This window comes from Rhodovulum sp. P5 (assembly GCF_002079305.1).
GTDB lineage: Bacteria > Pseudomonadota > Alphaproteobacteria > Rhodobacterales > Rhodobacteraceae > Rhodovulum.
Genome location: NZ_CP015039.1, coordinates 2,912,194 through 2,938,563, shown reverse-complemented (window position 1 = coordinate 2,938,563; position 26,370 = coordinate 2,912,194). Strand labels below are relative to the sequence as shown.

Sequence of the window (26,370 nt, the reverse complement as noted above, 5' to 3'; positions counted from 1 at the left end):
AAAAACAAGGGCAATTCAGCCACTTTCCAATCGCCAAACCCCGGGGAAAACCCGGACCAAGGACAGAAGAAAGACCCGGTTTGGAAAAGGGGCGGAAGGCAGGGCCATATAAATCCGGTCATCGCCAACGGGGCGTTGGGCGCCCGCCGGTGGGCCGATTCGGCCGCGCCCGGGATCAGTCGGAAAGAAGCGCCTCGGCCAGTTTGCGCCCGCCATGGCGGACCGGATCGACCACCGGCAGGCCCGTTTCCGCACTCAGCCGGTCAAGTTCCGCCTCGGCCTCGGCCGCAGCCAGGGCCCGGGTGTTGACCGCGACACCGACAACGCGGGCCGGCGTCAATGCCCCCGCGGCATTGGCCAGCGCCTCGTTCAACGCGATGACATCGGCCAGCGGCGGAACCTTGATCTCTTCCATCGTGTCGAGATGCACCATCCCCGCCCGGTGGCACAGGATCATCCGGTTGGCGCAACTGCCCCGGAGCAGCGGCAGGGTCGCCGTGCTGCCGGGATGGAGGAGCGAGCCCTGCCCCTCGATGATCTGGATGGCGTGGTGCCCGGCCTCCATCACCATGCGTTCGACCGCGCCGCTGGCATGGTCCACCCGATAGGCATCGAGCGGAATACCGCCCCCGGTGATCGACACCCCGATCTGCCCGGTGGCGAGAAACACCGCGTCCTGCCCCATGTCCAGCAGGCTGCGCCAGACCTCCAGCCCCGCGGTCATCTTGCCCACGGCCATGTCGGTGCCGACCATCAGGACGCGCAGGTTGTTCAGCGTCGCGGCACGGGCGGTGGCGATGGGGGGCAGATCGCCCATCGGGGTACGGATGTCCCAGATCCACTGGCCCGGTTTCAAGCTGTCGCCGAAATGCGCCATCAGGGGGTCGTGCAGGCCGTTGACGATGTTCAGACCGTGGCCCACCGCCGAACGCAGCATCGCCATCCACTCGGGCGGGATGCGCCCGCCGGACGGGGCCGTGCCAAGAACCAGTACCTGCGCGCCCTTCGCGATGGCCTCGTCCAGCGTGGCCAGCACAGGGATATCGTGACCCACCCCGAAGAAATCGCCCGCGCTCCGCCCTGCGGCGTGGCTGTCGATCACGGCAACCACGGGGTTCTGGCCGTAGCGGATGATGCCCTCGGTCATCTTGGCGTTCAGAAGGCCCATCGTGGCCTCGGCGTAAAGCGCGATCTTCAGCGTCGGATCAAGCATCGGTCAGGCACCCGCCATGGCCCGGCACCGGATCGGGCAGCACGATGCCGTCCGCCATCGGCGCGCCGGTCGCCGGATCGGGGTCGAGGTTCAGGTGGGAATCGAGATCGATATAGTCGAACAACTCGCCCAGTGACGCCCCCGCGGCGATGGAAACGGAGCTTTCGCCCATGCAGCCGATCATGGTCTTCAAGCCGAAGGCCCGGGCGGTGGCGACGATGCGCAGCGCCTCGGTGATGCCGCCGCATTTCATCAGCTTGAGGTTCACGCCGTCCACCCGGTCGGCAAAGCCGGGGATGTCCGACGACATCCGGCAGCTTTCATCGACGAAGATCGGCAGGGCGCGGTCCTTGAAGAGATCGGCCAGCTGGTCCTCTGTCCCCTTGACCAGCGGCTGTTCGACATATTCCACGCCGCGCTCGGCCAGCCATGCCATCATCTGGCGGGCCTCGTCCAGCGACCAGCCGCCATTGGCATCCACGCGCAGCACCACGTCCTGCCCCGCGGTGCTTTCCGACACGGCGGCGAACATCGCCTTGTCGGCCTCCACCCCCTCGGGCGAGCCGAGCTTGATCTTCAGCGCCTTCACGCCGGTGCCGTCCAGCAAGAGCGGCACCCTCTCGCGCACGACCTCTGGCGGGTTGATCCCGATGGTGACAGAGGTCGGCACCGCGCGGCGGCCAAGGCCCAACAGGCTGTATAGCGGTATGCCGGCCTGTTTCGCGCGCAAATCCCACAGCGCCATGTCCAGTGCCGCAATCGCACAGGGGGCGACGTCCGCCGCAACCGCATTGGCATAGGTCCGGTGGATCGACTGCGGATCGACCCCGTGCAGGGTGAAGGCGCGCAGCATCCGCTCCCCCACTTCGGCGCTGTCCGCGCCTTCGCTTTCGCCCGGTGCCATCTCACCCCAGCCGGTGACGCCGTTCTCGGTCACGCTGACGAACAGGTTGTCCGACCCGGTGATGACGCCGCGGCTGATCGCCAGCGGAAAGCGTTTGTGCAGGTGAACGATGCGGAATTCGAAATCCATGTCTCAGCCCCCAGGGTTATGCGTCGGCCACGCCGGTCAGAAAGCTTGTCAGATTGGCGCCCAGCGCATCGGACACATAGCCGCCCTCCTGCACGCAGACGAGGGGCAGGCCGGTGCCCGCGATGGCTGCGCCGATCCGGGCAAAGCCCTCGGTCGTGACGGCCAGCCCCTGGAACGGGTCGTCGATATGGGCGTCCAGCCCCAGCGCCACGACGATGACGTCAGCGGCGAAACCGCGAATGCGGGTCAAGGCGGTGTCCAGCGCCCCCATATATCCGTCGTCCCCGGTGCGGCGCGGCAGGGGCAGGTTCAGGTTCGCGCCAAGGCCCGGCCCCTGCCCGCGTTCCTGCGCATGCCCCCAGAAGAACGGGTAGAACCGCGCCGGGTCCGCATGGATCGAGACGGTCAGAACATCGCCGTGGGCGTAGAACATGCCCTGCGTGCCATTGCCGTGATGCACGTCGATATCAAGGATCGCCGGGCGCAGGCCCGCAACCCGCAACCGCTCTGCCGCGATGCCGGAATTGTTCAGGAAGCAGAAGCCGCCGGCAAGATCGGCAAAGGCATGGTGCCCCGGCGGGCGGGACAGGGCATAGGTGGCGCGCGCGCCTGCGACCACCGCATCGGCCGCGGCAATCGCCGTTTGCGCCGACCAGTAGGCCGACCCCCAGGTTTCGGCCGAGATCGGGCAGGCGGTATCTGCCTGATGATAGCCCGCCTGCCCGACGGCAGACAGCGGATACCCATCGGTCCGGTTCGCGGGGTGGATGTTGGGGATGACCTCCTCCGCCGCACCGTCGATCCGCATCCACCGGGCGTGGATATGTTCAAGGAAGGTCAGGTATTCGGGCGTATGCACCGCGGCGATGGGGGCAAGCCCCGCATCGCCGGGCGCCGCGAAGACACATCCCGCGGCCTCTGCCCCCGCTTTCAGGATGTCGATGCGGGCGGGGACCTCCGGGTTGGGCAGGCGCGTGCCGTTGGCCATGAAATGCCTGGGGTCATGGGCGCGTTGGCGGTCGTCGAGGAACGCTTTCATGCAAGGTCTCCGGTCAGGGCATGCAAGGATGCACCTTCGAGAATGGCGTTTCGTTCGCGGTCGGGAAAGTCGAAACCCAGCCGGTCGTAGAATGCCGCGGCGTCAGCCGTGTGGTGATAGACCGACAGTTTGACGAAGCGCGCGTTCCACCGCCGGGCGGCGATCCGCGCGGTCTGGGCCAGCAGCCGGCGCCCCAGCCCGGTGCCGCGCATCGGTGCTGCGACCCACAGGTCCGACACGAAGGCCCCGCAGCTTGCACGGATCGTGGAATAGACCGGGCAGAACAGCACGGCCCCGGCAAGCTGTCCGCTGCGGTCTGCCAGAAGCGCCCGCACCAGGCCACCATCGCACGCGGCGGCAAGGGCTGCCGCCTGCGGGCGATACGCGTCCCCCAGATCGGCGGCCAGCGCGGCAAGGGCGGTATCCAGCCGGTCCATATCTTCCGGTCCGGCCTCCCGGATCGTCGGGTCAGAAGGCAACCTTGTCGACCCCTTTCAGGCCCAGCATCGCGCGCGCCTCGTCCGGGCTTGCGACCTCGCGCCCCAGACCTTCCACCAGCGCGCGGATCTTTTCCACCTGTTCGGCATTGGATCGGGCCAGCTTGCCGCGCGCGATGAACAGGCTGTCTTCCAGACCCACCCGCACATGGCCGCCCATGCCCGCGGCCATCGTGGCCATCGGCATCTGCGCCCGCCCCGCGGCCAAGACCGAAAACAGGTAGTCATCGCCGAAATACCTGTCTGCCAGCCGTTTCATATGGATCAGGTTCTCGGCCTCTGCCGCCATGCCCCCCAGCACGCCGAAGACGAACTGGATGAAGATCGGCGGTTTCACCAGCCCCCGGTCGGCAAAATGGCGCAGCATGGTCAGATGCCCGGTGTCGTAGCATTCGAATTCGAACCTTGCGCCGCGCTTTTCGCCCATCTCTCTCAGGACATGGGCGATGTCGCGGGGCGTGTTCTTGAACACCAGATCGTCGGTGCCGGTCAGGAACGGCTCTTCCCAGTCGAAACGCCAGTCGGCCTGTCGCGCGGCCATCGGGTAGAGCGCGAAATTCATCGACCCCATGTTCAGCGAACACATCTCCGGTTCCGCCCGCATCGCCCCGGCAAGGCGCTGGTCCAGCGTCATCACGGCGCTGCCCCCGGTCGACAGGTTCACCACCGCATCGCAGCCCGCCCCGATGGTGGGCAGGAACTCCATGAAATGCGCGGCGTCTGCCGACGGGCGCCCGGTGTCGGGATCGCGGGCGTGCAGGTGCAGGATCGCGGCCCCGGCCGTCGCGGCGTCAATGGCCTGCGCCGCGATATCCTGGGGCTTGTACGGCAGGTATGGCGACATCGACGGCGTGTGGATCGACCCGGTGACGGCGCAGGTGATGAGGATCTTCGACATCAGCCCAGCCCGTGCGCGGCCTCGAACCGGTCCAGCGTTGCGGTCAGTTTTTCCATGATCTCGTCCACATGCGCCTCGGTCGCGATCATCGGGGGCGCGACAAGGAAATGATCGCCCGAATAGCCCCCGCGAGACCGGCGCGCATAGATGATCAGCCCGTTGTCATAGGCGGTTTCGACAAGGTCGTCATAGGCATGCAGATCGGGCGGCAGGGGCGCCATCGTGCCCCGGTCCGACACCAGTTCGAAGGCCAGAAGCAACCCTTCGCCGCGCACGTCGCCGATGAACGGATAGCGGTTCATCAGGGCCTTCAGCCGGGTCTTCAACAGCCCGCCGACATGAACCGCATTCGCCATCATGCCTTGGCGTTCGATCTCTTCGATCACGGCGATCCCGGCGGCACAGGCCAGCGGGTTGCCCGCATAGGTGAACCCGTGGATGAACCCGCCCGCGCCAAGCACGGCCTCGGCAATCTCATTGCGTGCAACCGCCGCGCCAAGGGGCACATAGCCCCCGCCGAACCCCTTGGAGATCGTCAGGATATCCGGCCGTACCCCCCACAGATCGCCGGCGAAAAAGGTCCCGACACGCCCGCCGGCCGAGATCACCTCGTCATGGATCAACAGCACGCCATAGCGGTCGCAGATCTCGCGAATGCGCTGCATGTAACCCGCGGGCGGCACCAGCGCCCCGGTCGACGCGCCCCCGATCGGTTCCACGATGAAGGCCAGCACGGTTTCGGGGCCCTCTGCCGTGATCCGCTCTTCCAGCATATGGGCGTAGTGGTCGCCGGTGGCCGGATCGTCGGGATCGAGCCCGTCGAGATAGGCGCGCGGTGCGGGGATCTTCGGCATCTGCCGCATCATCGGGTCGAAGGGGGCCGTCATCGGCGCGTAACCCGTCACCGCCAGCGCCCCGAGGGTAGAGCCGTGATAGGCCGGAAAGCGCGAGATCACCTTCCAGCGCTGCGCCTCTCCGATGGCCAGCGCATATTGCCGCGCCAGCTTGAGCGCGCTTTCCACCGCCTCCGACCCGCCGGAGACGAAGAAGACGCGGTCCAGCCCCTCGGGCGCGCGGTCGGCCACCATATGGGCCAGACGCTCCGCCGGTTCGGTTTCGAAATGCAGCCGATAGCCGAAGGTCGCGGTCTGCATCTGGCTTTGCATGGCCTGCAGCACATGGGGGTTGGAATGGCCGATATTGCAGACCATCGCGCCGGAAGACCCGTCGAGATAGCGCTTGCCGTCCCGGTCCCACATATAGACGCCCTCGGCCCGGTCGAGCACCGGCTTGCGGCGGCGGGACTGGTAGAAGAGCCTGCTTTGATCCGTATTCATCACGCCACCCAGAACGCCTTTTCCAGATCGTCGAAATCGGACACGGGGCCTTCGTACTTGTTGCGGCCCAGTTCCAGCACATAGACGTAATCGGCGATCTTCAGCGCGTGGCGGATCTCCTGATCGACCAGAAGGATCGTGAGTTCGTCCTTCCGGGCGAGATCCGACAGCATCTCGTACACCTCTTCCGCCAGCATCTTCGACAACCCCGCGGTCGGTTCGTCGACCAATAGCATCCTGGGCTCCGACATCAGCGTCCGGCCGATTTCCACCATGCGCTGCTGACCGCCGGAAAGCTCTCCGGTCACCTGCCGGCGCTTGTCGCGCAGCACGGGGAAGCGGTCATAGTTCTCCTCGATCTTCGTCCGGACCTCTCGCGCGTTCTTGCGGAAGGTCCAGCCGCCAAGCTGAAGGTTCTCCTCCACCGTCATGTCCTTGAACACCCCCGGCTGCTGCGGGATGTAGGCGAGACCGGCGAGGATCTTTTCATGGGGGGGCAGGTGCAGGATGCTTTCGCCCTCCAGCAGGATGTCGCCCTTGTTGGGTTTCAGAAACCCGAAGGCCGCCTTCAGCGCGGTGGACTTGCCCACACCATTGGCGCCCAGGATCGTGGTGATCTGTCCCTTTCGGGCCTTGATATGCAGGTCGGCAAGAATGTTCAGGTCGCGGTAATAGCCGACCGAAAGGTCGCGCAGTTCCAGAACGGCGGGCAGGTCGGTCATGCCGCGTCCTCCTCGTCCGATCCAAGATAGGCCTCGATCACGGCGGGGTCGTTCTTGACGTCCTCGGGCAGGCCATCGGCGATCAGGTCGCCGAAGTTCAAGACCAGAAGCCGTTCTGACAGCGAGAAGATCGAGTCCATCTGGTGAGAGATCAGGATGATCGCCTTCCCCTCCTCCTTCACCCGGCGGATATAGGCATAGATGACCTCCATCAGCCTGGGGTGCACGCCGGCAAAGGGTTCGTCCAGGATGATGACATCGGGGTTCAGCATCAGAAGCCGCCCCAGTTCCAGCAGCTTCTGCTGCCCGCCCGAAAGCGCCCGGGCATATTCGTTGCGCAGATGGTCGATGGTGAGGAATTCAAGGACATCCTCGGCCTTCTCCCGCAGCGCCGCCTTGCCGTCGGAACAGCCCAGCGCCAGCGCGGGGACATACAGGTTTTCCAGAACCGTCATCCGCCGGAAGGACCGCGTCACCTGAAAGGTGCGGCCCAGACCGGCGCGGGCGACCTCATAGGGTTCCAACTGGTCGATGCGGTGGTCGTTCAGATAGACCGTGCCGCTGGACGGTTTGATCGCCCCGTCCAGCACATTGGTCATCGTGGTCTTGCCCGCGCCGTTGGGGCCGATCAGGCCGATCAGTTCCGGGCCGTTGATCTCGAAATTGACGCCCTTCAGCACATGGTTGCCGCCGAAGGACTTTTGCAGATTGGTGACCTTGAGATGGATCATTCCGGCGCCTCCGCCCTGTGGGGGCCGCCGCCGGGCCCGTCGACTGTCGCCGTGCGCTTGGCCACGGTTTCCCGGGCCACGCCGGTGCGGCGGAAATACTCGATCACCGGCGCGATCAGGCCGTTGCGGAAAAACCGCAGCGTGACCATCAGCAGGACCCCGAAGACCACAAGCCGCCATGTCGTCATGTCGATCTCAAGCCCGCCAATGGTGATATCGGTCCTCAGCGCCTCCAGCATGACCTGCAGGAAGATCGCACCGATGGCCGCGGCCACGAAATTCTCGACCCCGCCGATCACCGCCATGGCGACCACAAGGCTCATCTGCAACAGGAACAGCATGTTGGGCGTGATGATCTGCACGTAATGCGCCTGCACCGCGCCCGCCGCCGCCGCCATCGCCGTGGTGATGGTGAAGACGTACACCTTGTAGCGGGTCGTGTTCACGCCCAGGGCCGCCGCGGCGTCCTGATCCTCCCGCAGCGCGCGGACGAACAGGCCGAAGCGGGACCGGGCCAGCCATGCGAGGATCAACAGACACAGGATCAAGAGCCCCAGCATCGCGTAATAGGGTGGGATCTTGTCGGTCCGGTCATAGGTATGGCCGAAGACCGTCACCCCGTTTTCAAAGAGCGCCGGCAGTTCCAGCCCGGCCTGACCGCGGGTGATCTCGATCTCCGCCGAGATGATCGCCTTGAGGATTTCCGAAAAGCCCAGCGTGAATAGCGCCAGATAGGCCGCACGCAACCGCAGCACCAGAAGCCCGATCAGGAAACCGGCCAGCCCCCCCATGATCGTGCCCAGAACGATGCCCAGAAGCACCGGCATCGGGGTGACCGTGACGCTGCCGTCCCAGACCTCCATCGCCTGCCGCAGGCAATCCTGAGTGAGCGTGGTCGATGTCACGCCGATAGGGTTCACCACCACGAACCAGTTGCCGAAGAACGGCGCCTCGGCACAGATGCCCGTCGGTTCGGAGGTGACATAGAAGTAATGGCAGAACAGCGCCGTGGTATAGGCGCCGATCCCCATGAACCCCATGTGGCCGAAGGAAAACTGCCCCGCATAGCCCGCCAGCATCGACCAGCTTGACGCGAGGATCGCGTAGAAGAAGGCCGTGATCAGGATATGCATGACATAGTCGTAGTTCCCGGCCGTGTAGACGAACGGAAACACGAGGAAGAAGATCAGGAGCGCGGCGCCCGCAAGGTTGGGTATCTGTTTCTTCATGTCAGAACGACCCGTGTGCGCCGCTGGCAAACCGCCGCCCGAACATCCCCGTGGGACGCAGAAGCAATGTCAGCGTGAGAACGATCATCCCATAGGCCGGGATATAGGATGCAGCCTTCTGCGCATCGGGTATACAGCCCGTCCCAGCGGCCTCCACCAGACCCACCATGATGCCGCCAAGGAACGCGCCGGGCAGGGAGCCCAAGCCGCCAAGAACAACGATCACGAAGGAGCGCATCGCGGGGATCGCGCCCACCTGCGGCAGCCACGAAAACGCCTGGACCAGAAGCGCACCGGCCAGGGCCGCGATCATCCCGCCCAAGGCAAAGGCCAGCATGTTCATCCGGTCGGGGTTGATACCGGCAATCGCCGCGGCCTCCCGGTCCTGCGCGACGGCGCGCAGGGCCTTGCCCGTCCATGTCCGGTGCAGAAGGAAGAGCAGGGCCAGAAGCACGAGGATACAGGTCACCGCCGCCACGAAGCGCGGGTTGGAGATCGAGACCGTCTCGAACAGCGTCAGGTTGCCCCGGCTGGTCTTCAGCCACAACGGATCTGCATCCTCGGGCCAGCGGATGCGGGGGAAATCGATATAGCGCTGAACCTTCACCGGGTTCGCACCATGCAGCGCCTGCACGAAATATTGCAGGGTAAAGGCCAGCCCGAAGGTGGCGAGAATGCCGTATTCCACCGGGCGGTCGACCTTGCCGTTATACATCGGCGTCAGCATCAGCCGTTCGAAGATGGCCCCGATGGCAAAGGCAATGGCGCAGGCGCCCATCACGCCCATCAGGGGCGGCAGGCCGGGAAACCAGACAACGGTGATGTAATAGACCAGCATCCCGCCGATCATGTAAAACTCGCCATGGGCAAAGCTGACCACCCCGAGGATCGAAAAGATCAGCGTCAGACCCAGCGCCATGAACCCGTAGATGATCCCGATGATCAGCCCGTTGGTGATCTGGCTGGCGACGAAGGACCCGTTGGTGACGCAGTTGTTCTGCGGATCGGCAAAGGCAAAGGCGGCGGCGATCAGCACCACGGCCAGCAGCCCCAACCCCACGATCAGCCGCCCGCCGAGTTTCGGCGTGCCGGCCCAAAGCGCGCCGATGCCGACCGGCCCAAGGGCCGCCCCCGCCATCGCGCCCACGAAATTGGCGTTGGTGGTGTCAAGGTCGCAAGCGAGATAGCGCCGGCGCAAAAGGACGCTGCCCAGAACGCCCCAGGCGATCATCCAAGCGATGACGCCCCAGAAAAGGATCGGTGTCTCCACGATGCCCCCCGTGCCTGTCCGGGCGGACCCGGAGGTTTCAATCGGTGGGCCGGGCACGCCTTGGCGCCCGGCCGGGGTCTTGTGGACCTTATTCGTTCACCAGAACCGGATCCGCGGTCTTGTAGGCATCGGGGAACACGATCGCCGCATCGGACGACGCCTGTCCCTCTTCGACATACTGGATCATGGTCAGCGCCGGGTCGGGCCACTGGTGCCACCACTCATCCCCCTTGCCATCGGCGCTGGGGTCTTTCCCGGTGCCATAGGGGAAGTAGATCTTGCCCAGCGCGCCATCGTATTCGATGCCTTCCAGGGCCGTGACGATGGCATCGCCATCGGTCGAACCGGCCTCGGTGATGGCCTTCGCGATCAGGATGATGGAGTCATAAGCCTCCATCGCATAGCCCTCGACATCGGACTTGCCGGTCTTGGCCTTGTACTTCTCGGCGAACTCCTTGCCCTTTTCGGTGTAAAGGTTCGAAGGAACCCCGATCCGCTGAACAAAGGCGTATTGCCCGTCCGGCACATTGGTCCAGTACGCACCCGATTCCAGCGCGTCCTGCCCCGTGACGAAGGGCAGGTCGAGCGGCCCGATCCCCGCATCGGCGGCCTGCTGGGTAAAGTTATAGGCGGCCTCGCCCGTCACCAGCGTGATGATGATATCGGGGTCCTCCGCCTTGATCCGCTCCACGATGCCCGCGTAATCCTGCGTGCCGATATCGACGGAGAAGATCACGCTGTCCACATCGCCGGTGGCCAGCCCCCGCTTGGTCTCTTCCGAGGCCGGGATGCCGTAATCGGTGTTCTCGGTCAGGATCGCGGCCTTTTCGATGCCAGGCAGGGTCAGCACGAACTGCCAGATCGTGGCCGAGGCCCAGGAGGACAGCGGCGCGATGCGGAAGATGTATTTCTGCTTGTCGCCGGTGATCGTGTCGTTCCACGTCTCGGCAAAGACGACCGGCACGCCGCGCGCGTCGGCCACGTCTTTCGACGCCACCCCGACGGAGGAGTGATAGCCGCCGCCCACCGCGACCACGCCGTCCTGGGTGATCAGCTTCTCCATCACGGCGGTGGCCTTTTCGGGCAGACCCTCACTGTCACCGACCACAAGATCGATGTTGCAGCCCAGCACACCGCCGGAGGCGTTCACCTCTTCCTCGGCAATGATCATGGCGTCGCGCATCGCTTCGCCGCCGACAACGGTGCCGGGGGCCGACAGCGGCGCCAATGCGCCGATCTTGATCGGGCAGTCCTGTGCCCATGCGCTGCCCGCGGCAAGGGCCAGCGTGCTGGCAGCCATGACGAAGCCTGCCCGGGTGATCGGGTTTTTCATGGTGTCTGTCTCCCTGTTGCGCGGCCGGGGCGACAGGCCGGCCACTGTTTTCGTTCCCCTGATTCTCGTCAGGTCATGCCCCGACGATAGTTGCAAAAGCCGCGGCGGGGCAAATCGGGGGGCCGGATTGGGGCCAAGGTGCCGGAAAAACGTGCAAATCCGCGCAGGCCGCCCTTACGCAACGACCGCGCCGGCGAACACCACAGCCGCGCCGGCGGCCACAAGACCGACCCGCAGCAGAACCCCGTGCGCAGCAATCAACCCGTAGGACAAAAGCCCAAGACCAAGCGCCATGCGCCCCCCCGCAAACAGCGCCCATCCCGGCGCCTCGGCCATCTGCAGCACCCCGGGATTGGCCACCATGCCCAGCGGGATCACGTACAGCCCCACGCCCAGCGCCATCGCCGTCATCGCGACCTTCAGCCAGTTTTCCTCGATCATTCCGGCGGCGATGAAGACCGCGCCGCAAACAGGGGGCGTGATGGTGGACAGAAGCGCGAACCAGAGCACGAAAAGATGCGCCTGCAACGGGCCCAGCCCCAGCTGGATCAGCGCAGGCCCTGCGACCGAAACGCAGATGACGTAAGCCGCGGTTGTCGGCACCTCCATCCCCAGAACAAGGCAGGCCAGCGCCGTCAGCAAGAGCGAGGGCCAGAGCATCCCGCCCGAGGCCGACAGGATCAGCGAGGTCAGCTTCACCCCCAACCCGGTGATCGACAGGACCCCGATCACGATAGAGGCACACAGGATGATCGCGGCGATCATCGACACCTGCCGGGCGGCGGTCAGGCAGGCGCGCTCCACACGCTCGGCCACTTCGGCCGGGACGACATGCAGGCGGCGGTTGAACAAAAGCAGCACGACCCCGGCAAGGATCGCCTGACAAGCGGCGTATTGCGCGGTAACACCGGTGACGAACATCCCCCACAGCAGCACGGAAAACGGCACGAGGAAGAAGAGAGAGGTGATCGCCACATCGCGCAGGCCCGGCCGGTCGTCCTCGGCCAGCCCTTTCAACTCGAACCGATGGGCATAGCCGTTGATCCCCACCCACACCGTGAAGAAGTACAAAAGCGCCGGGATCAACGCGGCGGCCATGATGCCGGTATAAGGCACGCCCGTCAGTTCCACCATGACGAAGGCCCCGGCCCCCATCAAGGGCGGCATGATCTGCCCGCCGGAGGAGGCCACCGCCTCTACCGCGCCGGCCAGCCGCTTGGGATAGCCCAGTTTCTCCATCGCGGGCAGGGTGATCGCCCCGGTGGACGCGACATTGGCCGAAGCCGAACCGGAGATGGAGCCGAAGAGCGCAGAGGAGATCAGCGACACCTTCGCCGCGCCCCCCGTCAGGCGCCCCGCTGCCGCAGCGGCCACGTTCATGAAGCCCTGCCCGGCCTCGCCCGCATTCAGCACCGCCCCGAAGATCACGAAGATCGCCACGACCCCGACGGACACACCGGTCAGGCTGCCCCAAAGCCCGCCCTCGGCAATCGTCAGCGTGCCGAGGAAACTGGCCAGCGGCGTGCCGGAATGGCCGAATTCACCGGGGATGTGCTGACCGAAGAGCCCGTAACCCAGCGCGAGCGCCGCGACCGTGGGCAGGGGCCAGCCGATGGCGCGGCGCGCGGCCTCCAGCACCGTCAGCAGCAGGACCGCGGCGATGCCGGTCTGAACGCGCCCCTCCAGAAACCCGTACTGATCGGACAACGCGGAATGGTTCGATGCGATCCACAGCGTGGCTGCCACGCCCAGCGCCGCCCAGACCGCACCGGTTGCCCGACCCCGCGGCGTGCGCGCGGCGAAGACGAAGATCCAAGGCAGGACCAGCGCCATATGCACCGGCCGGGCAACGAGGTTCGGCACCAGCCCCGAGAAGATCAGCCCGATGTGAAAGCCGATCAGCAAAACCGCAAGGGCAAGCCAGACGAGCCGGAACGGACCTTGGGTGAAATTCTCTGGCGGGGGGGCGAGCATCAGACCTCGAACATGAAACGGCCGGGCGCACGGGGCCCGGCCGGTTGGCGGCGCGGCGTGCGTCTTACATCTGCGCGTCGGTCAGCGTAAATCCCGCTTCCTTGTAGTAGCGCAGCGCGCCGGGATGGATCTTGCCGGCGATGTTGACCATCAGCCCCTGATCGACCCCGGCCCACCAGGGCGCGCCCTCGGCCATGCGGGCCTTCTCTTCCCAGAAGGTCCGGGTGAGTTCATAGGCCGTGTCGTCGTCCATCGCCGTGGTGGTGTAGGCCACGACGGGCAGCGATGTCGTGACGATGTCGCTCTGCTGCCCCGCATAGGTGCCCGCGGGGATCACCAGCCGCGCGCGGTTCGTCGCGGCAATCTGGTCGTCGGTCAGCGACAGAACGGTGACGCCGGTGGAGGCCGCGGCCTCGATCACATTCGGCGCGGGCCATGACCCGGCGGTGACGAAGCCGTCGATCTGGCCGTTCTTCAGCGCGGGCACCGCGTTCGACAGTTCAACATCGGCGATCTTTACCTTGTCCGTCAGGCCGAAGAGGCCGAGGTATTTCTCTCCCTCGCGTGCGCCGAAGGAGCCCTTGCCAAGAAGGATCGTCTTGCCCTCCATGCCCGCGAAATCCGTCACGCCGGAGGCGTCCGACATCACGAAATGCATGGTCAGCGACGGGATCGGGAACAGCGCGCGGATCGTGTCGAATTTCGGGTCGCCCTTGCCCTCGAACATCGCCGCGCCCTTCTGGGCGAGACCCACAAGGGCCGGCGGCGTGGTAAAGACGTAATCCCCACCGCGGGCGCGCACCTCCATCACGTTCTGGACGGAGCCCTGGCTTTCCTCGACGGTCACGATGATCGCGCCATCGGTGCCAGCCTTCATCGCCTCGGCAATCTGCACGCCCATCTGGTAGTAGGACGAGGTCGATTTCGCCGATTTATAGGTAACCCGCGTCTCTGCCCATGCAGGCATTGCGGCGATGGCCAGCGCGGCGGCGGCCATGAAAACCCTGTTGAACATCCCAAACTCCCCGGCTGTTCCGTTTCGCCCCAAGTGATCTTGTCGGCGGCGGGCCGTCAAGGGGGGCGTGGATCAGGGCCGCAAGACCTCGGTCAATTCCTCCGGCGACAAGGCGACCGGATTGGCCTTCATCGAGGAGGACGCCCTGGCCATGTCCACGATCCTGTCGATATCCGGCGACAGGGCGGTTCCGGCCCAGCCGGGCAGGCCGTGCCGATCCACGAAGCCTTGCAGCAGCTCCGCCGCCGACTGTCCCGGCCGCCCGAAGGCATCGGCAATGATCGCGTCGACCTCATCGAACTGCGTGGTGTCCAGCCCCGCCTGCGCAGCGGCCCGCCGGTTGACCCGCAGAACCTTGGGCAGCAACTGCCCGCAGATCGCGCCGTGGGGTGCGCCGGTCTGGCCACCGATCACCCCGGCCACCCCATGCACCGCGCCAAGCCCCGCATTGGCCAGCGCGATACCACTCAGATGCGCGGCCATCAGCATCGTGGCACGCGCCTCGGGGCATTCGCCGTCCGACAACCGGATCAGCGCCCGCATCGCCGGGCCGATCGCCCCGCGGCAGATGACATCGGTGGCCGGCGTGGCGCGCGCCGACAGCAGGGGTTCGATCAACTGGGTGATCGCATCCAGCCCGGTCATCAGGGTCACCGGCCACGGCATCCCGTCGGTCAGGTCGGCATCCAGAACGGCAATGCGGGGAATCATGCGGGTGTCGCGCAGGCTGACCTTGCGCTGGTGGTCGGGGATATCGATGACTGCGTTCTTGGTGGCCTCGGCTCCGGTGCCGGCCGTGGTGGGAACGGCGATGAAGGGCAACGGAGCGGCATCGAGCGGCAACCCGCGCCCGACCACTTCCAGATAATCCGGCACCGGCCCCCGCACCCGCAAAAGCGCGGCCAGCGCCTTACCAAGGTCGATCGCGGAACCGCCACCCACGGCAACCACCGCCTGCAGATCAGCGCCGCGCAGGGCGGACAGGCTGGCCTCCAATGCCGGAAGGGCGGGCTCTCCCCGGGACAGGACGGTGTGAACCGCCCGCCCCTCTGCGCGCAACTCTTCGGCCAGCGTATCGGCCCATGCCACCGATTGCCCGCGGACAAGCAGAACCGGCCCCAGAAACGCCGCAAGGGCCTGAAGGACGATGCCCCGGCAGCCGCGTCCCGAAACAGTGCGCGGCGGGGTGGCTAGGGCCGCCCAATCGCTTGCGCTCACGATGCGACCCCGATGGTGGCGGCAACCGCGCGCTTCCACGCGGCATATCTTTCCTCGCGCAGCGTGCTCTCCATGGATGGGGCGAAACTGCGTTCCAGCGCCCATGTCTGCGCGAAACCGGCCATGTCGGGGTAGAGCCCTGCGCGCTGGCCCGCCAGCCACGCCGCCCCCATCGCGGTGGTTTCCAGAACCTCGGGCCGGTCCACCTGCGCGCCAAGAATATCGGCCAGAAACTGCATCGCCCAGTCCGATGCGCTCATCCCCCCATCCACGCGCAGGGCGGTGTCGCCAGCGGCGCCCCAGTCGGCCTGCATCGCCTCCAGCAGATCGCGGGTCTGGAAGCCCACGGATTCCAGCGCGGCCCGGGCGAATTCCTCTGGCCCCGAATTCCGCGTCAGCCCAAAGACTGCCCCCCGGCATTCCGCATTCCAGTAAGGCGCCCCCAGACCGGTGAAGGCGGGCACGAGGATCACCGACTGACCGGCATCGGCCTTTTCGGCCAGCGGCTGGGTCTCCTTCGCCTCACGGATGATCTTCAGCCCGTCGCGCAGCCATTGCACCACGGCGCCCGCGATGAAGATCGACCCTTCCAGCGCATAGGTGGGCTGGCCGTCCATCTGGTAGGCGATGGTGGTCAGCAGGCGGTTCTTCGACATCACCGGGTCCGCGCCGGTGTTCAGCAGCGCGAAACACCCCGTGCCATAGGTCGATTTCATCATGCCGGGCTGGAAACAGGCCTGCCCGATGGTCGCCGCCTGTTGATCGCCCGCCACGCCGAGGATCGGGATTTCCGCCCCGAACAGGTCGGCCCGCGCCATCCCGAAATCGGCGGCGCAGTCTTTCACCTCCGGCAACAGCGCTATCGGCACGCCCAGCATGTCGCACATGGTCTGCGACCACGCCCCTTGCCGGATATCGTATAGCATCGTCCGCGCGGCATTGGTGGCATCGGTGACATGGGCCTTGCCGCCGGTCAGCTTCCAGATCAGCCATGTATCGACGGTGCCGAAGGCCAACTCTCCGGCCTCCGCCCGCGCCCGCGCGCCCGCGACATTGTCCAGAAGCCACGCGACCTTGGTTCCCGAGAAATAGGGGTCGAGCAGCAGGCCGGTGGTTTCCGTAACCGTCGCCTCGTGCCCCGCCTCCCGCAGGGTCTGGCACAGGTCGGCGGTGCGGCGATCCTGCCAGACGATGGCGTTATGGATCGGCTTTCCGGTCTTGCGATCCCAGATCAGCGTCGTCTCGCGCTGGTTGGTGATGCCGATCCCGGCGATGTCGGCCGCACGCAGCCCGGCCTTTTCCATCGCGGCCCGGCATGTGGCCGCGGTGGTCGACCACAGATCCATCGGGTCATGTTCCACCCAGCCGGAGGCCGGATAGTGCTGTGGGAATTCCTCTTGCGCGACGGCGGCGATCTTCAGGTTTGCGTCGAACAGGATCGCGCGGCTGGATGTCGTGCCCTGATCGATGGCCAGAATATAGCCCATTGTCCCCTCCCCTGACGTGATTGGTGCGGGGCGACCTTAGCACAGGCCCCCGCCTGCGAAACGCCACCTATGCGCGCGGCGGGCGGGCCGCTATTCGGCCGCGGCGGCAAACCCCGCCCGCCGCGCCGCCATCCACACGTCAAGGGCCTGCGCCTGCGCGTCGGTCATCCGAAGGCCCAGTTTCGTGCGGCGCCACAGCACATCTTCGGCGGTGCGGGTGAATTCGTGGTCCATAAGCCAGATCACCTCTGCCTCGGTCAGACTTACGCCGAAGTCGCGGCCCAGATCGGCGGCCGACCGGGCACCATGCAGGATCTGCCCCGCCTCTGTCCCGTAGGTCCTGACCAGTCGGCGCGCCCAGGCCGGGGTCAGGAACGGATAGGCCGCGGCAAGATCGGAAACCAGCGTCTCGAACCCCGTCACGGGGAAATCGCCGCCGGGCAATGCGACACCGGCGGTCCAAGGCCCCGGGGCGGCGGGCAGATGCGCGCCGATCTTTTCCAGCGCGGCCTCTGCCAGCCGGCGATAGGTGGTGATCTTGCCGCCGAAGACGTTCAGCAGGGGCGCGCCACCCGTCGTATCCACCTTGATCGTGTAATCGCGCGTCGCCGCCGTGGCGCTGCCCGTGCCCGCGTCATAAAGCGGCCGGACCCCGGAAAAGGTCCAGACGACATCCTCCTCGGTGATCTCGGTGGCGAAATAGCGGTTGGCGAAGTCGATCAGATAGCGGCGTTCCTCGGGCGTGCAGCGGGGCGCGGTCGACGGGTCGGGGTGATCGGCATCGGTTGTGCCGATCAGGGTGAAATCGGTTTCATACGGGATGGCAAAGATGATGCGCCCGTCGGTCCCCTGAAAGAAATAGCTCTTGTCGTGATCGAAAAGCCGCCGGGTCACGATATGGGACCCGCGCACAAGGCGGACGCGATCGTTGGTTTGCAGTCCAAGCTGCGTGCGCAGGATGTCCCCCGCCCACGGTCCCGCCGCGTTGACCAGCAGTCGCGCAAGATGGGTTTCGCGGGCACCGGTCTCGGCCTCTTCCGTCTCCACCCGCCAGACCGCGCCGTCCCGAACCGCCGAGACGACCTTGGTGCGAGGCAGGATCGTCGCGCCGCCCGCCACCGCATCGCGGGCGTTCAGGATCACCAGACGGGAATCTTCCACCCAGCAGTCGGAGTATTCGAACGCCTTGGCAAAGTCCGGCTTCAGCGGCGCGCCCTCGGCCGTCCCACACAGCGAAAGTGTCCGGGTCGCCGGCAGAATGCGGCGCCCGCCGAGATGGTCATAAAGAAGCAGCCCCAGCCGGATCAGCCAGTCCGGGCGCCGCCCCTTCATCCACGGCAAGACACGCCCCAACAGGCGGGAGGTCGGGGTTTCCGACGCAAAACGCATACCCGGATACAGGGGCAGCACAAAGCGCATCGGCCAACTGATATGCGGCATCGCGGTCAGAAGCCGCTCCCGCTCGATCAGCGCCTCGCGCACAAGGCGGAACTCGAAATATTCAAGATAGCGCAGCCCGCCATGAAAGAGCTTGGTCGAGGCCGAGGAGGTGGCAGACCCGAGGTCGTTCATCTCTGCCAGCGTCACCGACAGCCCACGACCCGCCGCATCGCGGGCGATGCCACAGCCGTTGATGCCGCCACCGATGATGAACAGGTCGGTCAGGGTCGTGTCGCGACAGTCCGCCATGCATGTCCTCCCAAGACTTCCCTATTCTCGATATGGCCGAAATAGCGCAGATTCGCAATCCGCAGAAGTTCGTTTTTGATCGAAATTCACCCGAAACGGCCAAAACACGCCCATATCTTGCCGCCGGCCACCAGTCATGCGACAAGAAACGAACACAACCGAAAGCCAACGCCATGTCGCAGACCTTCCGCCACCCAGAAATCCTTGAAATCGCCCGGCGCGAGGGGAAGGTGACGGTCGAAGGTCTGGCCGCGCATTTCGGCGTGACGCTTCAGACCATCCGCCGCGACTTGACCGACCTGGCCGAGGCCGGCCGGTTGGAGCGGGTCCATGGCGGGGCGGTCCTGCCCTCGGGCATCACCAATATCGGGTACGAGGAACGCCGCGCCCTGAACCCCGACGCCAAGGCCGCCATCGCGCGGGCCTGCGCGGCGCGTATCCCCAACGGCATCGCCCTGTTCCTGAATATCGGCACCAGTACCGAGGCCGTGGCGCAGGCGCTGTTGCACCATCGCGACCTGCTGGTCGTGACCAACAACATGAACGTGGCGAATATCCTCGCCGCCAATCGCGATTGCGAGGTCATCGTCACCGGCGGGCAGTTGCGCCGGTCCGATGGCGGTCTGGTGGGCAAGCTGGCCGCGGATACAATCTTGCAGTTCAAGTTCGCCCTGGCCGTGATCGGCTGTTCTGCACTCGACCGGGACGGCGATCTGCTCGACTTCGACATTCAGGAGGTCGGGGTCAGCCAGGCGATCCTGCGGCAATCGCGCAAGACGTACCTTGTCGCCGATGGCTCGAAATTCACCCGCACTGCCCCGGCGCGGATCGCGTCGCTGTCCGAGATCGACAGCTTCTTCACCGACAGGCCGCTGAGCGACGATCTTGCCCGGCGCTGTGACGCCTGGGGGACGGAGGTCCTGTTGGCCGAGGGACGGCCATAGACGACGCCCCGCAACTGCGGGGCGCCCTGTTCAGACGGTCGCGGCGACGGCCCGGTCAGCCATACACCAACCGCGGCAGCCATGTGATGACCTGCGGGAACAGCATGCAGATCGCCAACCCGACCACCTGCAGAAACAGGAAGGGCAGCGCCGCCTTGAAGATGTCGGTCATCGGGATCTCTGCCGGGGCCACGCCGCGCAGATAGAACAGTGCATAGCCGAAGGGCGGCGACAGAAAGCTCATCTGCATGTTGACGAGGTAGAGCACCCCGAACCACAGCACCAGATCGCCGGGATCGGACAGGCCGAAAGCCTGCGCACCCAGCGCCTTGATGATCGGCACGAAGATCGGCACGCACAGAAGAAGGATCCCGACCCAGTCGAGGAACATGCCGAGGATGATCAGGATGATCTGCATCAGGATCAGGATGCCCCACGGGCCCAGGCCCGTCGCGGCAAGGCTGTCCTGCACGAATTGCTGCCCGCCCTCCAGCACGTAGAGACCGACAAAGATCGTGGCGCCGAACATGATCCAGATCACCATGGCCGACGCTTTCAGCGTGGTGACGCAGGCCTCCCGCACCGTGTACCAGTCCAGTTTGCGATGGATGGCGGCCACGATGAAGGCGCCGAAGGTGCCTATCCCTGCGGCCTCCACCGGGGTTGCCACGCCTGTAAAGATCACCCCCAGCACGATCACGATCAGCGCGATGGGGGCGGACATGTTGCCCAACAGGCGAACCTTTTCGCGGGGGGAAACACGCTCTGCCACCGGGATCGGCGGGCCCAGGCGCGGATTGATGTAGCTGCGCACGGTCACGTAGAGGATGTAGAGGCCCGACAGCATCAGCCCCGGGATCACCGCGCCGATGAAGAGCTCCCCCACCGACTGTTCCGCCACGACCGCATAGATGATGGCCAGGATCGACGGCGGGATCAGGATGCCCAGCGTGCCCCCCGCCATGATCGAGCCCATGGCGATCTTGGGGTCATAGCCGCGTTTCAGCATGGCAGGCAGCGCGATGATCCCCATCGTCACCACCGCCGCGCCGATCACGCCGACCATGGCGGCAAGGATGGTGGACGCGATGATCGTGGCCGAGGCCAGACCGCCCTTCACGCTGCCCAGCACCTTGTAGATCACGTCGAACATGTCGTTGATGATGCCGGCCCTTTCCAGCATCGCGGCCATGAAGATGAACAGGGGTATGGCCGAAAGCTGATAGTTCGTCATCAGCGGGAATATTCGGCTGGGCACGATGTTCAGCGCCTGCGCATCGCCCAGGATGAACAGGAACACGCAGGCCAGACCGCCCGTGACGAAGGCAAGCGGCAGCCCAGCCATCAGCAGCACCAGCAGGCTGCCGAACATGATCAGCGTGAGCCACTCGATTCCGATTTCAAGTCCCATGGATCACGCCCCCTGCCGGATTGCCCGGATATCCTTGCCGAGCTTCGAGACGCCTTGCAGAACCAACAAGAGGCCCCCCATCACCATCACCCATTTCATCGGCCAGAGCGGCACCTCCCACTCGTTGAAACTGATCTCGCCCCAGCGGATGGCCGGGTCGGTCCATTGGTCGAGCGACAGGCTGCCCAGCATCTCGAACAGCGTCATCTCGCTGCGCGCCCAGTCGGACACGATGGAGTTGCCCGAGGGCACCGCGATGGCGTCCATCGCGAAGATCCACGAGGTTACCAGCAACGTGCCCGCGAAGATGAAGAAGAAGATCGAGGTCAGCAGATCGGCCCAAGCCTTTTTCGGACGGGTGAGCGGGGCATAGAACACGTCGACCCGCACATGGCTTTCGGTCAGCATCGCGTAGGACCCGGCGATCAGGTATTGCATGCCGAACATCAGGTACATCGCCTCATGCGCCCAGTTGGTGGGGCTGTTGAAGACATAGCGGGCGATGACCTCGTAGTAGTAGACGAAGACGGCGATCACGGCCCAGTAGGACACGAACTCGCCGCAGAAGAGCGACAGGCGGTCGATCCAGTTCTCGGCATATTCGCGGTCATGCTTGGGGCCTTCCTCGGCCTCGGCGGCCTCCAGCGCCAGTTCGGCCTCGGTCTTCTGCTCGGGCGGGATCGTCGCGTTGGCCTTGCGCACAAGGAAGGGCAGCAGCACCGCGTCCAGCGCCATCAGTGCGAGGATCAGGTAGAAGGCGCGTCCGGCCCAGTCCGACCAGGCCTGCCGCAGCTTGGCCGCGGCGTCGCGCTGCGGGCCGAACTCGACGATCGTCGCCCGGGCCTCGGTCAGCCGTGCCTCTCCCTTGGCGATGGTGTCCTCGGCCCGTTTCAGCCGCTTCTCGGCGCTGCGCCGCGCAAAGGAGCCCTCTTCGGCCTCGGCGAGCGCGGCCTCAAGCTCGGGCAGGCTCTCGCGCGCCTCCGCGATGCGTGGTTCTTCCCGTTCGACCGTGCGTTCGGCGACGCGCATCTGGTTGGACATGTCCGACAGAACACCCCGCGCCTCCTGCGTCTGGATGTTGGCGTACAGCACGAAGACGAAGATCGGCAGGAAGATCAGGCCCCAAAGGTTTCGCAGATAGAACCGGTGCAGGCCGATGATCCCGCCGGTGATGAGGATCAGATAGCCGAGCGCGACGGAAAAACGCTGTTCCTTGGGGCGGGGCCGGCGCGACAGCACCATGGCGACGAGCGGAAAGACGATCAGCCCGACCCAATAGAGCCAATGCGGCAGCGTAAAGCTGAGACCAGGCATCTTGCAGTCCTGTTTGGCATGAGGGAGAACACGCCGCCCGGGGGCGAACCCCGGACGGCGGTCACGATCTGCGGAACGGGCCGCGATTACAGGTCGAGTTCAAGCCCCTCGATCTGCTCGGGCGTGACATAGCCCAGAGAGCCCGACATCATGTAGTCGAGCTGGATCTTGAACACGCGCGCGGCGTTCTTGTCGCGGTTGGCGTATTTGAACCAGATCGGCACGGCGACCTCGGTCAACAGTTCCACGTCGTCCTGCGTCAGGCGCGTGACCTCGGTGCCGTCGGCCTCGAACTTCTTCCAGGCTTCCTGGTCGGCGGCCTGAATCGCGGCGTGGTGCATGTCCGAATAGACATGGGTTTCCATCTCGACGAACTGGCGCATCGCGGGGCTGAGCGCATCCCAGGACGACTGGCTGACGGTGATATCCATAAGGTCGACCGGCTGATAGACCGACATGAAGCCCGGAGGGCCCATCGAGATGTAATTCGTCACCTGGCTGAAGCCGAGCGCGTAGTTGACAGCCGGGCCCACATAGTCGGCCACGTCGATGGTGCCCTTTTCCAGCGCGGGGAAGATCTCCGACCCCGGCAGAACCGTGGTTTCCGCCCCGATCTCGGTAAAGACCTCGGCCACCATGCCGCCGGGCAGGCGCATCTTGCGGCCGCGGAAATCGTCGATCGACCGGATCGGCACCTTGGAATGGATGATGTTCGGCCCGTGATGGACCGGACCCACATAGACCATGCCCTGTTGCGCAAACAGGTCGCGCGCGATCTCAAGCCCGCCGAGGCCGTAGAAGAACACGTCGAACTCATGCGGGTTGCGCAGGCCAAGCGGATAGCTGGTCAGGAAGGTCGCGGCTGGCACGATGCCCTGGGCATAGATGGTGAACGGGTTGATCGCGTCGAGCACCCCGTTCTTGACCGCGTCGTAAAGCTGGAAGTCACCCACGACGTCATTGGCGCCGAAGGGCTGGAAGGCCAGTTCGCCTCCGGTCTTCTCCTTGATCGTGCCGCACCAGTCCTTGAAGATCTGCAAGCCCGCGCCCCGGGCCAGGAGGTCTGGATCTTCCAGGTGGTACCATTGGCCTGGGCGCCTGCGATATGCGGGGCGGCGAGTGTCACCGCACCGGCCCCTGCCAGCGCGCGCAGGGCGTGGCGGCGCGTCGTCGTTGTTTTGGTCATTTTCTTCCTCCCAAGTCGGACGAACCCGCAGGTCCGTCGGGGCATACTAGGCGCAAGACTCGAACCGGGTAAAGCCGCAGGCGCGGCTTGGTATGCCAAATTCAATACGGAACGTGGGGGCAGCTCTTCCGCAAGACGAAAGCCGCCGCCGCCGTTCGCCCAATAACGTCGCCGCAGGGCGCCCCGATCCATGGCCCCAGAGGGTCACCCGGATCAGTAAAGCCCCGCTGTACGTGCCCGCAGTTGCACCAGCGCCAGTACCGTATCGATGGTCGGCGTGGGCGTTTCCGTGACCCGGCCCAGTTCCTGCACGGATCCCACCAGGGCGTCGATCTCCATCGGGCGGCCCATGTCTAGGTCTTGCAGCATCGAGGTCCGGTGCGCCCCCACCGCGGCGCCCCCGTCGATCCGCCGATCCACGTCGATGGGGAACTTCACGCCCAGCTTCTCGGCGATCTCCTGCGCCTCGACCATCATGTTGCGCGCGACGATGCGCGTGCCCGGATCGGTGCACAGGACATCCAGCGTCGCATGGGTCAGCGCCGAGATCGGGTTGAAGGACAGGTTCCCCCACAGCTTGACCCAGATCTCATCCCGCAGTTTCGGGCGCACCGGCGCCTTCAACCCCGCCGCGCTCAGCGCCTTGGACAGGGCCATCGCGCGGTCCGATTTCGACCCGTCGGGTTCGCCCAGCGAAAACCGGTTGCCCTCGATATGCTTCACCACGCCGGGCTCGATCACCTCGGCCGCGGGGTAGACGACGCAACCCAGCACCCGGTCGGGGCCGAACCCGTTCCACTGCGCATCGCCGGGATCGACCGAGGCCAGCCTAGTGCCTTCCAGCGGCCCGCCGATCTTGTGGAAATACCACCACGGCACCCCGTTCACGCCGCTGACGATGGTCGTGTTCTCTCCGATCAGCGGTTGCATCTTGTCCACCACGGGCGGCACCGAATGCGCCTTGAGCGTGACGATGACGTAATCCTGCGGCCCCAGATCGGCGGCATTGTCCGACGCGGTGACCGACACCGTCGTGTCGGTGCCGGTTTCCTCCTCGATCAGCCGCAGCCCGTTGGCCTTCATCGCCGCCAGATGCGGCCCCCGCGCCACAAGGCTGACCTCCGCGCCCGCCTGCGCAAGCTTCGCCCCCATATAGCCGCCGATGGCGCCCGCTCCGAACACACAGATCTTCATTGCACAATCCCTTGTTGAGACGGCGGGCCCGAAAGCCCGCCGCTTGTTCGTTTCTCAGGGAGTATTCCCGCGTCGGCGACGGCCCGTTCAGGCCGGCTCGGCAAGGCCCAGCTTTTCGGCCAGACCGATCCGCTGCAACTTGCCCGTCGCGCCCTTCGGGATCTCGTCAAGGATCACCACCTTGCGCGGCACCTTGAAATCGGCGACCCGTTCGGCGGCGAACTTGCGGATGTCCTGCTCGGTCGCCTCGGCGCCCTCTTTCAGCACCACCGCCGCGGCGACTTCCTCGCCCAGCTTGGGATGGGGCAGCGCGAAGGTGACGCACTGGACGATCGCCGGGTGATCCATCAGGACGCCGTCGACCTCCAACGGGCTGACCTTTTCGCCGCCGCGGTTGATGATCTCTTTCAGGCGGCCCGTCAGATGCAGATAGCCATCTTCGTCGAACGCGCCCTGATCGCCGGTGCGGAACCAGCGCCTGCCCTCGGCCTCGAAGAAGCTCTTGGCATTGGCGTCGGGGTTGCCCTCGTAACCGGGCGTGACATTGGGGCCCGAAATCACCACCTCGCCCGTGCCCTTGATCAGGTGGTTCTCGGTCTCATGGGCGATGCGGACCATCGGCCCGGCCTCGACCCCCACCGATCCCGGCTTCTGCTCGCCTCGCGGCAACGGGTTGCAGCACATCTGATGCGCGGCCTCGGTCATACCATAGGCTTCGATCAGGGGCGCGTCGAAGGTCTCCACCAAGGCGGTCATCACCTGTGCGGGCAGCGAGGCGGAGGAGGAGCGCAGGAAGCGCAGGCCAGCGGCCTCGATGATCTCCTTGTTGCGCGGCGCGCGCGACAGGATCGCCTGATGCATGGTCGGCACGGCGGTGTACCAGGTGGGTTTCGCATCCGCCATCCAGCCGAAGAAGCGCAGCGCATCAAAGCCCGGAGCGCACCAGATCGACGCGCCAGCCGACAGCGACGCCGTGACCGCCGCCACCAGCCCGTGGATATGGAACAGCGGCATGACGTTCAGGCACCGGTCGTCCGCCGTCAGCGCCAGCGAGTCCTTGATGTGAATGGCAGAGGCCGCGACGTTCGATTGCAGCAGCGGCACGATCTTCGGCCGCGACGTGGTGCCCGAGGTGTGCAGGATCAGCGCAACATCGTCGGAGCTCGGCACGCCGGCGTCGCACTCTCCCCCGCCCCCCGCTGCGGTCAGGTCGAAATCACCGGCGGGCGATGCGGCATCGAAAGCCAGCCGCAGGATCGTCAGGCCGGAGCGGTTGGCCGCCGCCAGCGCGGGGCCGTCATACCCCTCTGCCAGGACAATCGCCTTCGCCTTCAGATCCTCAAGGTAAAAGGCGTATTCATCCTCCCGATAGTTGGGGTTCAGCGGTGCGGTCACCGCCGATTGCGCAATGGTCACGAAGGCCGTGGCCATTTCCGGCCCGTTCGGCAACACGATGGCGACCCGATCCCCGCGCCCCACGCCCGCGGCATGCAGCTGGCCGGCCACCTTGTCCGACAGCGCCTTCAGCCCGCCATATGTCAGCCAGTCACGCTCGGGCGCGCCGATGGCCGGCCGCGTGTCGTCATGTCCCTGAAGCAAGTCCCTGATGGTTTGCACGTCAACATCCTCTCATCTT

The 26,370-nt window shown here is 65.7% G+C and carries 22 protein-coding genes; 1 reads left to right on the top strand and 21 read right to left on the bottom strand.

Going from position 1 to position 26,370, the window contains the following annotated elements:
- Positions 1-175 precede the first annotated feature (175 nt).
- From RGUI_RS14240 to glpD, 16 genes are all read right to left on the bottom strand, one after another.
- Positions 176-1,213, bottom strand: a complete 1,038-nt coding sequence (locus tag RGUI_RS14240; RefSeq protein ID WP_081534065.1) for a DUF1611 domain-containing protein — start codon at positions 1,211-1,213, stop codon at positions 176-178.
- Positions 1,206-2,246: a dipeptide epimerase gene (locus tag RGUI_RS14235; protein ID WP_081534062.1), complete on the bottom strand. Its 1,041-nt coding sequence runs from the start codon at positions 2,244-2,246 to the stop codon at positions 1,206-1,208. Before RGUI_RS14235 ends, RGUI_RS14240 begins: the two co-directional genes overlap by 8 nt.
- A 16-nt stretch (positions 2,247-2,262) precedes the next feature.
- Positions 2,263-3,285, bottom strand: coding sequence for a histone deacetylase family protein (locus RGUI_RS14230; protein ID WP_081534060.1), 1,023 nt, complete (start codon positions 3,283-3,285; stop codon positions 2,263-2,265).
- The gene (locus RGUI_RS14225; protein WP_216640075.1) at positions 3,282-3,764 is read right to left on the bottom strand and encodes a GNAT family N-acetyltransferase; all 483 of its coding nucleotides are present in this window, start codon (positions 3,762-3,764) and stop codon (positions 3,282-3,284) included. The genes RGUI_RS14230 and RGUI_RS14225 overlap by 4 nt, the downstream gene beginning before the upstream one ends.
- Positions 3,754-4,680, bottom strand: a complete 927-nt coding sequence (locus tag RGUI_RS14220) for a 3-keto-5-aminohexanoate cleavage protein (protein ID WP_081534055.1) — start codon at positions 4,678-4,680, stop codon at positions 3,754-3,756. The genes RGUI_RS14225 and RGUI_RS14220 overlap by 11 nt, the downstream gene beginning before the upstream one ends.
- The gene (locus RGUI_RS14215; protein WP_081534052.1) at positions 4,680-6,017 is read right to left on the bottom strand and encodes an aspartate aminotransferase family protein; all 1,338 of its coding nucleotides are present in this window, start codon (positions 6,015-6,017) and stop codon (positions 4,680-4,682) included. Before RGUI_RS14215 ends, RGUI_RS14220 begins: the two co-directional genes overlap by 1 nt.
- Positions 6,017-6,739 carry an ABC transporter ATP-binding protein gene (locus RGUI_RS14210; protein WP_081534049.1) on the bottom strand — a complete coding sequence of 241 codons (723 nt, stop codon included), beginning with the start codon at positions 6,737-6,739 and terminating at the stop codon, positions 6,017-6,019. Before RGUI_RS14210 ends, RGUI_RS14215 begins: the two co-directional genes overlap by 1 nt.
- On the bottom strand, positions 6,736-7,470 hold the full coding sequence (locus tag RGUI_RS14205) for an ABC transporter ATP-binding protein (RefSeq protein ID WP_081534046.1): 735 nt from the start codon (positions 7,468-7,470) through the stop codon (positions 6,736-6,738). Before RGUI_RS14205 ends, RGUI_RS14210 begins: the two co-directional genes overlap by 4 nt.
- Entirely contained in the window at positions 7,467-8,699 is a 1,233-nt protein-coding gene (locus RGUI_RS14200; RefSeq protein ID WP_081534043.1) for a branched-chain amino acid ABC transporter permease, read from the bottom strand. Before RGUI_RS14200 ends, RGUI_RS14205 begins: the two co-directional genes overlap by 4 nt.
- 1 nt (position 8,700) lies before the next feature.
- Positions 8,701-9,969 (bottom strand): branched-chain amino acid ABC transporter permease, encoded by a 1,269-nt coding sequence (locus tag RGUI_RS14195; protein ID WP_081536100.1) that lies wholly within the window; start codon positions 9,967-9,969, stop codon positions 8,701-8,703.
- An 88-nt stretch (positions 9,970-10,057) separates the two neighbouring features.
- A complete protein-coding gene (locus RGUI_RS14190; RefSeq protein WP_081534041.1) occupies positions 10,058-11,302 on the bottom strand; it encodes an ABC transporter substrate-binding protein in 1,245 nt (414 codons plus the stop codon).
- A 174-nt stretch (positions 11,303-11,476) separates the two neighbouring features.
- Positions 11,477-13,276: a TRAP transporter fused permease subunit gene (locus RGUI_RS14185; RefSeq protein ID WP_081534038.1), complete on the bottom strand. Its 1,800-nt coding sequence runs from the start codon at positions 13,274-13,276 to the stop codon at positions 11,477-11,479.
- A gap of 64 nt (positions 13,277-13,340) precedes the next feature.
- Positions 13,341-14,291: a TAXI family TRAP transporter solute-binding subunit gene (locus RGUI_RS14180; protein ID WP_081534035.1), complete on the bottom strand. Its 951-nt coding sequence runs from the start codon at positions 14,289-14,291 to the stop codon at positions 13,341-13,343.
- Positions 14,292-14,363: 72 nt separating this feature from the next.
- A complete protein-coding gene (locus RGUI_RS14175; RefSeq protein WP_172841152.1) occupies positions 14,364-15,509 on the bottom strand; it encodes an iron-containing alcohol dehydrogenase in 1,146 nt (381 codons plus the stop codon).
- Positions 15,506-16,996, bottom strand: coding sequence for a glycerol kinase GlpK (gene glpK, locus RGUI_RS14170; RefSeq protein WP_081534029.1), 1,491 nt, complete (start codon positions 16,994-16,996; stop codon positions 15,506-15,508). Before glpK ends, RGUI_RS14175 begins: the two co-directional genes overlap by 4 nt.
- A gap of 90 nt (positions 16,997-17,086) precedes the next feature.
- The gene (glpD, locus tag RGUI_RS14165; RefSeq protein WP_081534026.1) at positions 17,087-18,685 is read right to left on the bottom strand and encodes a glycerol-3-phosphate dehydrogenase; all 1,599 of its coding nucleotides are present in this window, start codon (positions 18,683-18,685) and stop codon (positions 17,087-17,089) included.
- Positions 18,686-18,858: 173 nt separating this feature from the next.
- Between glpD and RGUI_RS14160 the strand changes: the two genes are divergently transcribed.
- A complete protein-coding gene (locus RGUI_RS14160; RefSeq protein ID WP_081536099.1) occupies positions 18,859-19,629 on the top strand; it encodes a DeoR/GlpR family DNA-binding transcription regulator in 771 nt (256 codons plus the stop codon).
- A gap of 55 nt (positions 19,630-19,684) precedes the next feature.
- On the opposite strand, the gene RGUI_RS14155 is transcribed toward RGUI_RS14160, so the two are convergent.
- From RGUI_RS14155 to RGUI_RS14135, 5 genes are all read right to left on the bottom strand, one after another.
- Entirely contained in the window at positions 19,685-21,040 is a 1,356-nt protein-coding gene (locus tag RGUI_RS14155; RefSeq protein WP_081534023.1) for a TRAP transporter large permease subunit, read from the bottom strand.
- Positions 21,041-21,043: 3 nt separating this feature from the next.
- Positions 21,044-22,354: a TRAP transporter small permease subunit gene (locus tag RGUI_RS14150; protein ID WP_081534020.1), complete on the bottom strand. Its 1,311-nt coding sequence runs from the start codon at positions 22,352-22,354 to the stop codon at positions 21,044-21,046.
- Between the two features lie 86 nt (positions 22,355-22,440).
- Positions 22,441-23,394, bottom strand: a complete 954-nt coding sequence (gene dctP, locus RGUI_RS14145; RefSeq protein ID WP_253798432.1) for a TRAP transporter substrate-binding protein DctP — start codon at positions 23,392-23,394, stop codon at positions 22,441-22,443.
- 359 nt (positions 23,395-23,753) lie between these two features.
- The gene (locus RGUI_RS14140) at positions 23,754-24,734 is read right to left on the bottom strand and encodes a 2-dehydropantoate 2-reductase (RefSeq protein WP_081534017.1); all 981 of its coding nucleotides are present in this window, start codon (positions 24,732-24,734) and stop codon (positions 23,754-23,756) included.
- Positions 24,735-24,821: 87 nt separating this feature from the next.
- A complete protein-coding gene (locus RGUI_RS14135; protein ID WP_081534014.1) occupies positions 24,822-26,351 on the bottom strand; it encodes an acyl--CoA ligase in 1,530 nt (509 codons plus the stop codon).
- Positions 26,352-26,370 lie beyond the last annotated feature (19 nt).

Excerpts from the sequence above, each read along its gene's own strand:
- RGUI_RS14200 (WP_081534043.1), bottom strand. The coding sequence starts at position 8,699 with ATGAAGAAACAGATACCCAACCTTGCGGGCGCCGCGCTCCTGATCTTC.
- RGUI_RS14210 (WP_081534049.1), bottom strand. The coding sequence starts at position 6,739 with ATGACCGACCTGCCCGCCGTTCTGGAACTGCGCGACCTTTCGGTCGGC.
- RGUI_RS14155 (WP_081534023.1), bottom strand. The coding sequence starts at position 21,040 with ATGGGACTTGAAATCGGAATCGAGTGGCTCACGCTGATCATGTTCGGC.
- RGUI_RS14140 (WP_081534017.1), bottom strand. The coding sequence starts at position 24,734 with ATGAAGATCTGTGTGTTCGGAGCGGGCGCCATCGGCGGCTATATGGGG.
- RGUI_RS14150 (WP_081534020.1), bottom strand. The coding sequence starts at position 22,354 with ATGCCTGGTCTCAGCTTTACGCTGCCGCATTGGCTCTATTGGGTCGGG.
- RGUI_RS14240 (WP_081534065.1), bottom strand. The coding sequence starts at position 1,213 with ATGCTTGATCCGACGCTGAAGATCGCGCTTTACGCCGAGGCCACGATG.
- RGUI_RS14205 (WP_081534046.1), bottom strand. The coding sequence starts at position 7,470 with ATGATCCATCTCAAGGTCACCAATCTGCAAAAGTCCTTCGGCGGCAAC.
- RGUI_RS14220 (WP_081534055.1), bottom strand. The coding sequence starts at position 4,680 with ATGTCGAAGATCCTCATCACCTGCGCCGTCACCGGGTCGATCCACACG.
- RGUI_RS14235 (WP_081534062.1), bottom strand. The coding sequence starts at position 2,246 with ATGGATTTCGAATTCCGCATCGTTCACCTGCACAAACGCTTTCCGCTG.
- RGUI_RS14215 (WP_081534052.1), bottom strand. The coding sequence starts at position 6,017 with ATGAATACGGATCAAAGCAGGCTCTTCTACCAGTCCCGCCGCCGCAAG.
- glpK (WP_081534029.1), bottom strand. The coding sequence starts at position 16,996 with ATGGGCTATATTCTGGCCATCGATCAGGGCACGACATCCAGCCGCGCG.
- RGUI_RS14160 (WP_081536099.1), top strand. The coding sequence starts at position 18,859 with ATGTCGCAGACCTTCCGCCACCCAGAAATCCTTGAAATCGCCCGGCGC.
- RGUI_RS14230 (WP_081534060.1), bottom strand. The coding sequence starts at position 3,285 with ATGAAAGCGTTCCTCGACGACCGCCAACGCGCCCATGACCCCAGGCAT.
- RGUI_RS14185 (WP_081534038.1), bottom strand. The coding sequence starts at position 13,276 with ATGCTCGCCCCCCCGCCAGAGAATTTCACCCAAGGTCCGTTCCGGCTC.
- glpD (WP_081534026.1), bottom strand. The coding sequence starts at position 18,685 with ATGGCGGACTGTCGCGACACGACCCTGACCGACCTGTTCATCATCGGT.
- RGUI_RS14180 (WP_081534035.1), bottom strand. The coding sequence starts at position 14,291 with ATGTTCAACAGGGTTTTCATGGCCGCCGCCGCGCTGGCCATCGCCGCA.
- RGUI_RS14190 (WP_081534041.1), bottom strand. The coding sequence starts at position 11,302 with ATGAAAAACCCGATCACCCGGGCAGGCTTCGTCATGGCTGCCAGCACG.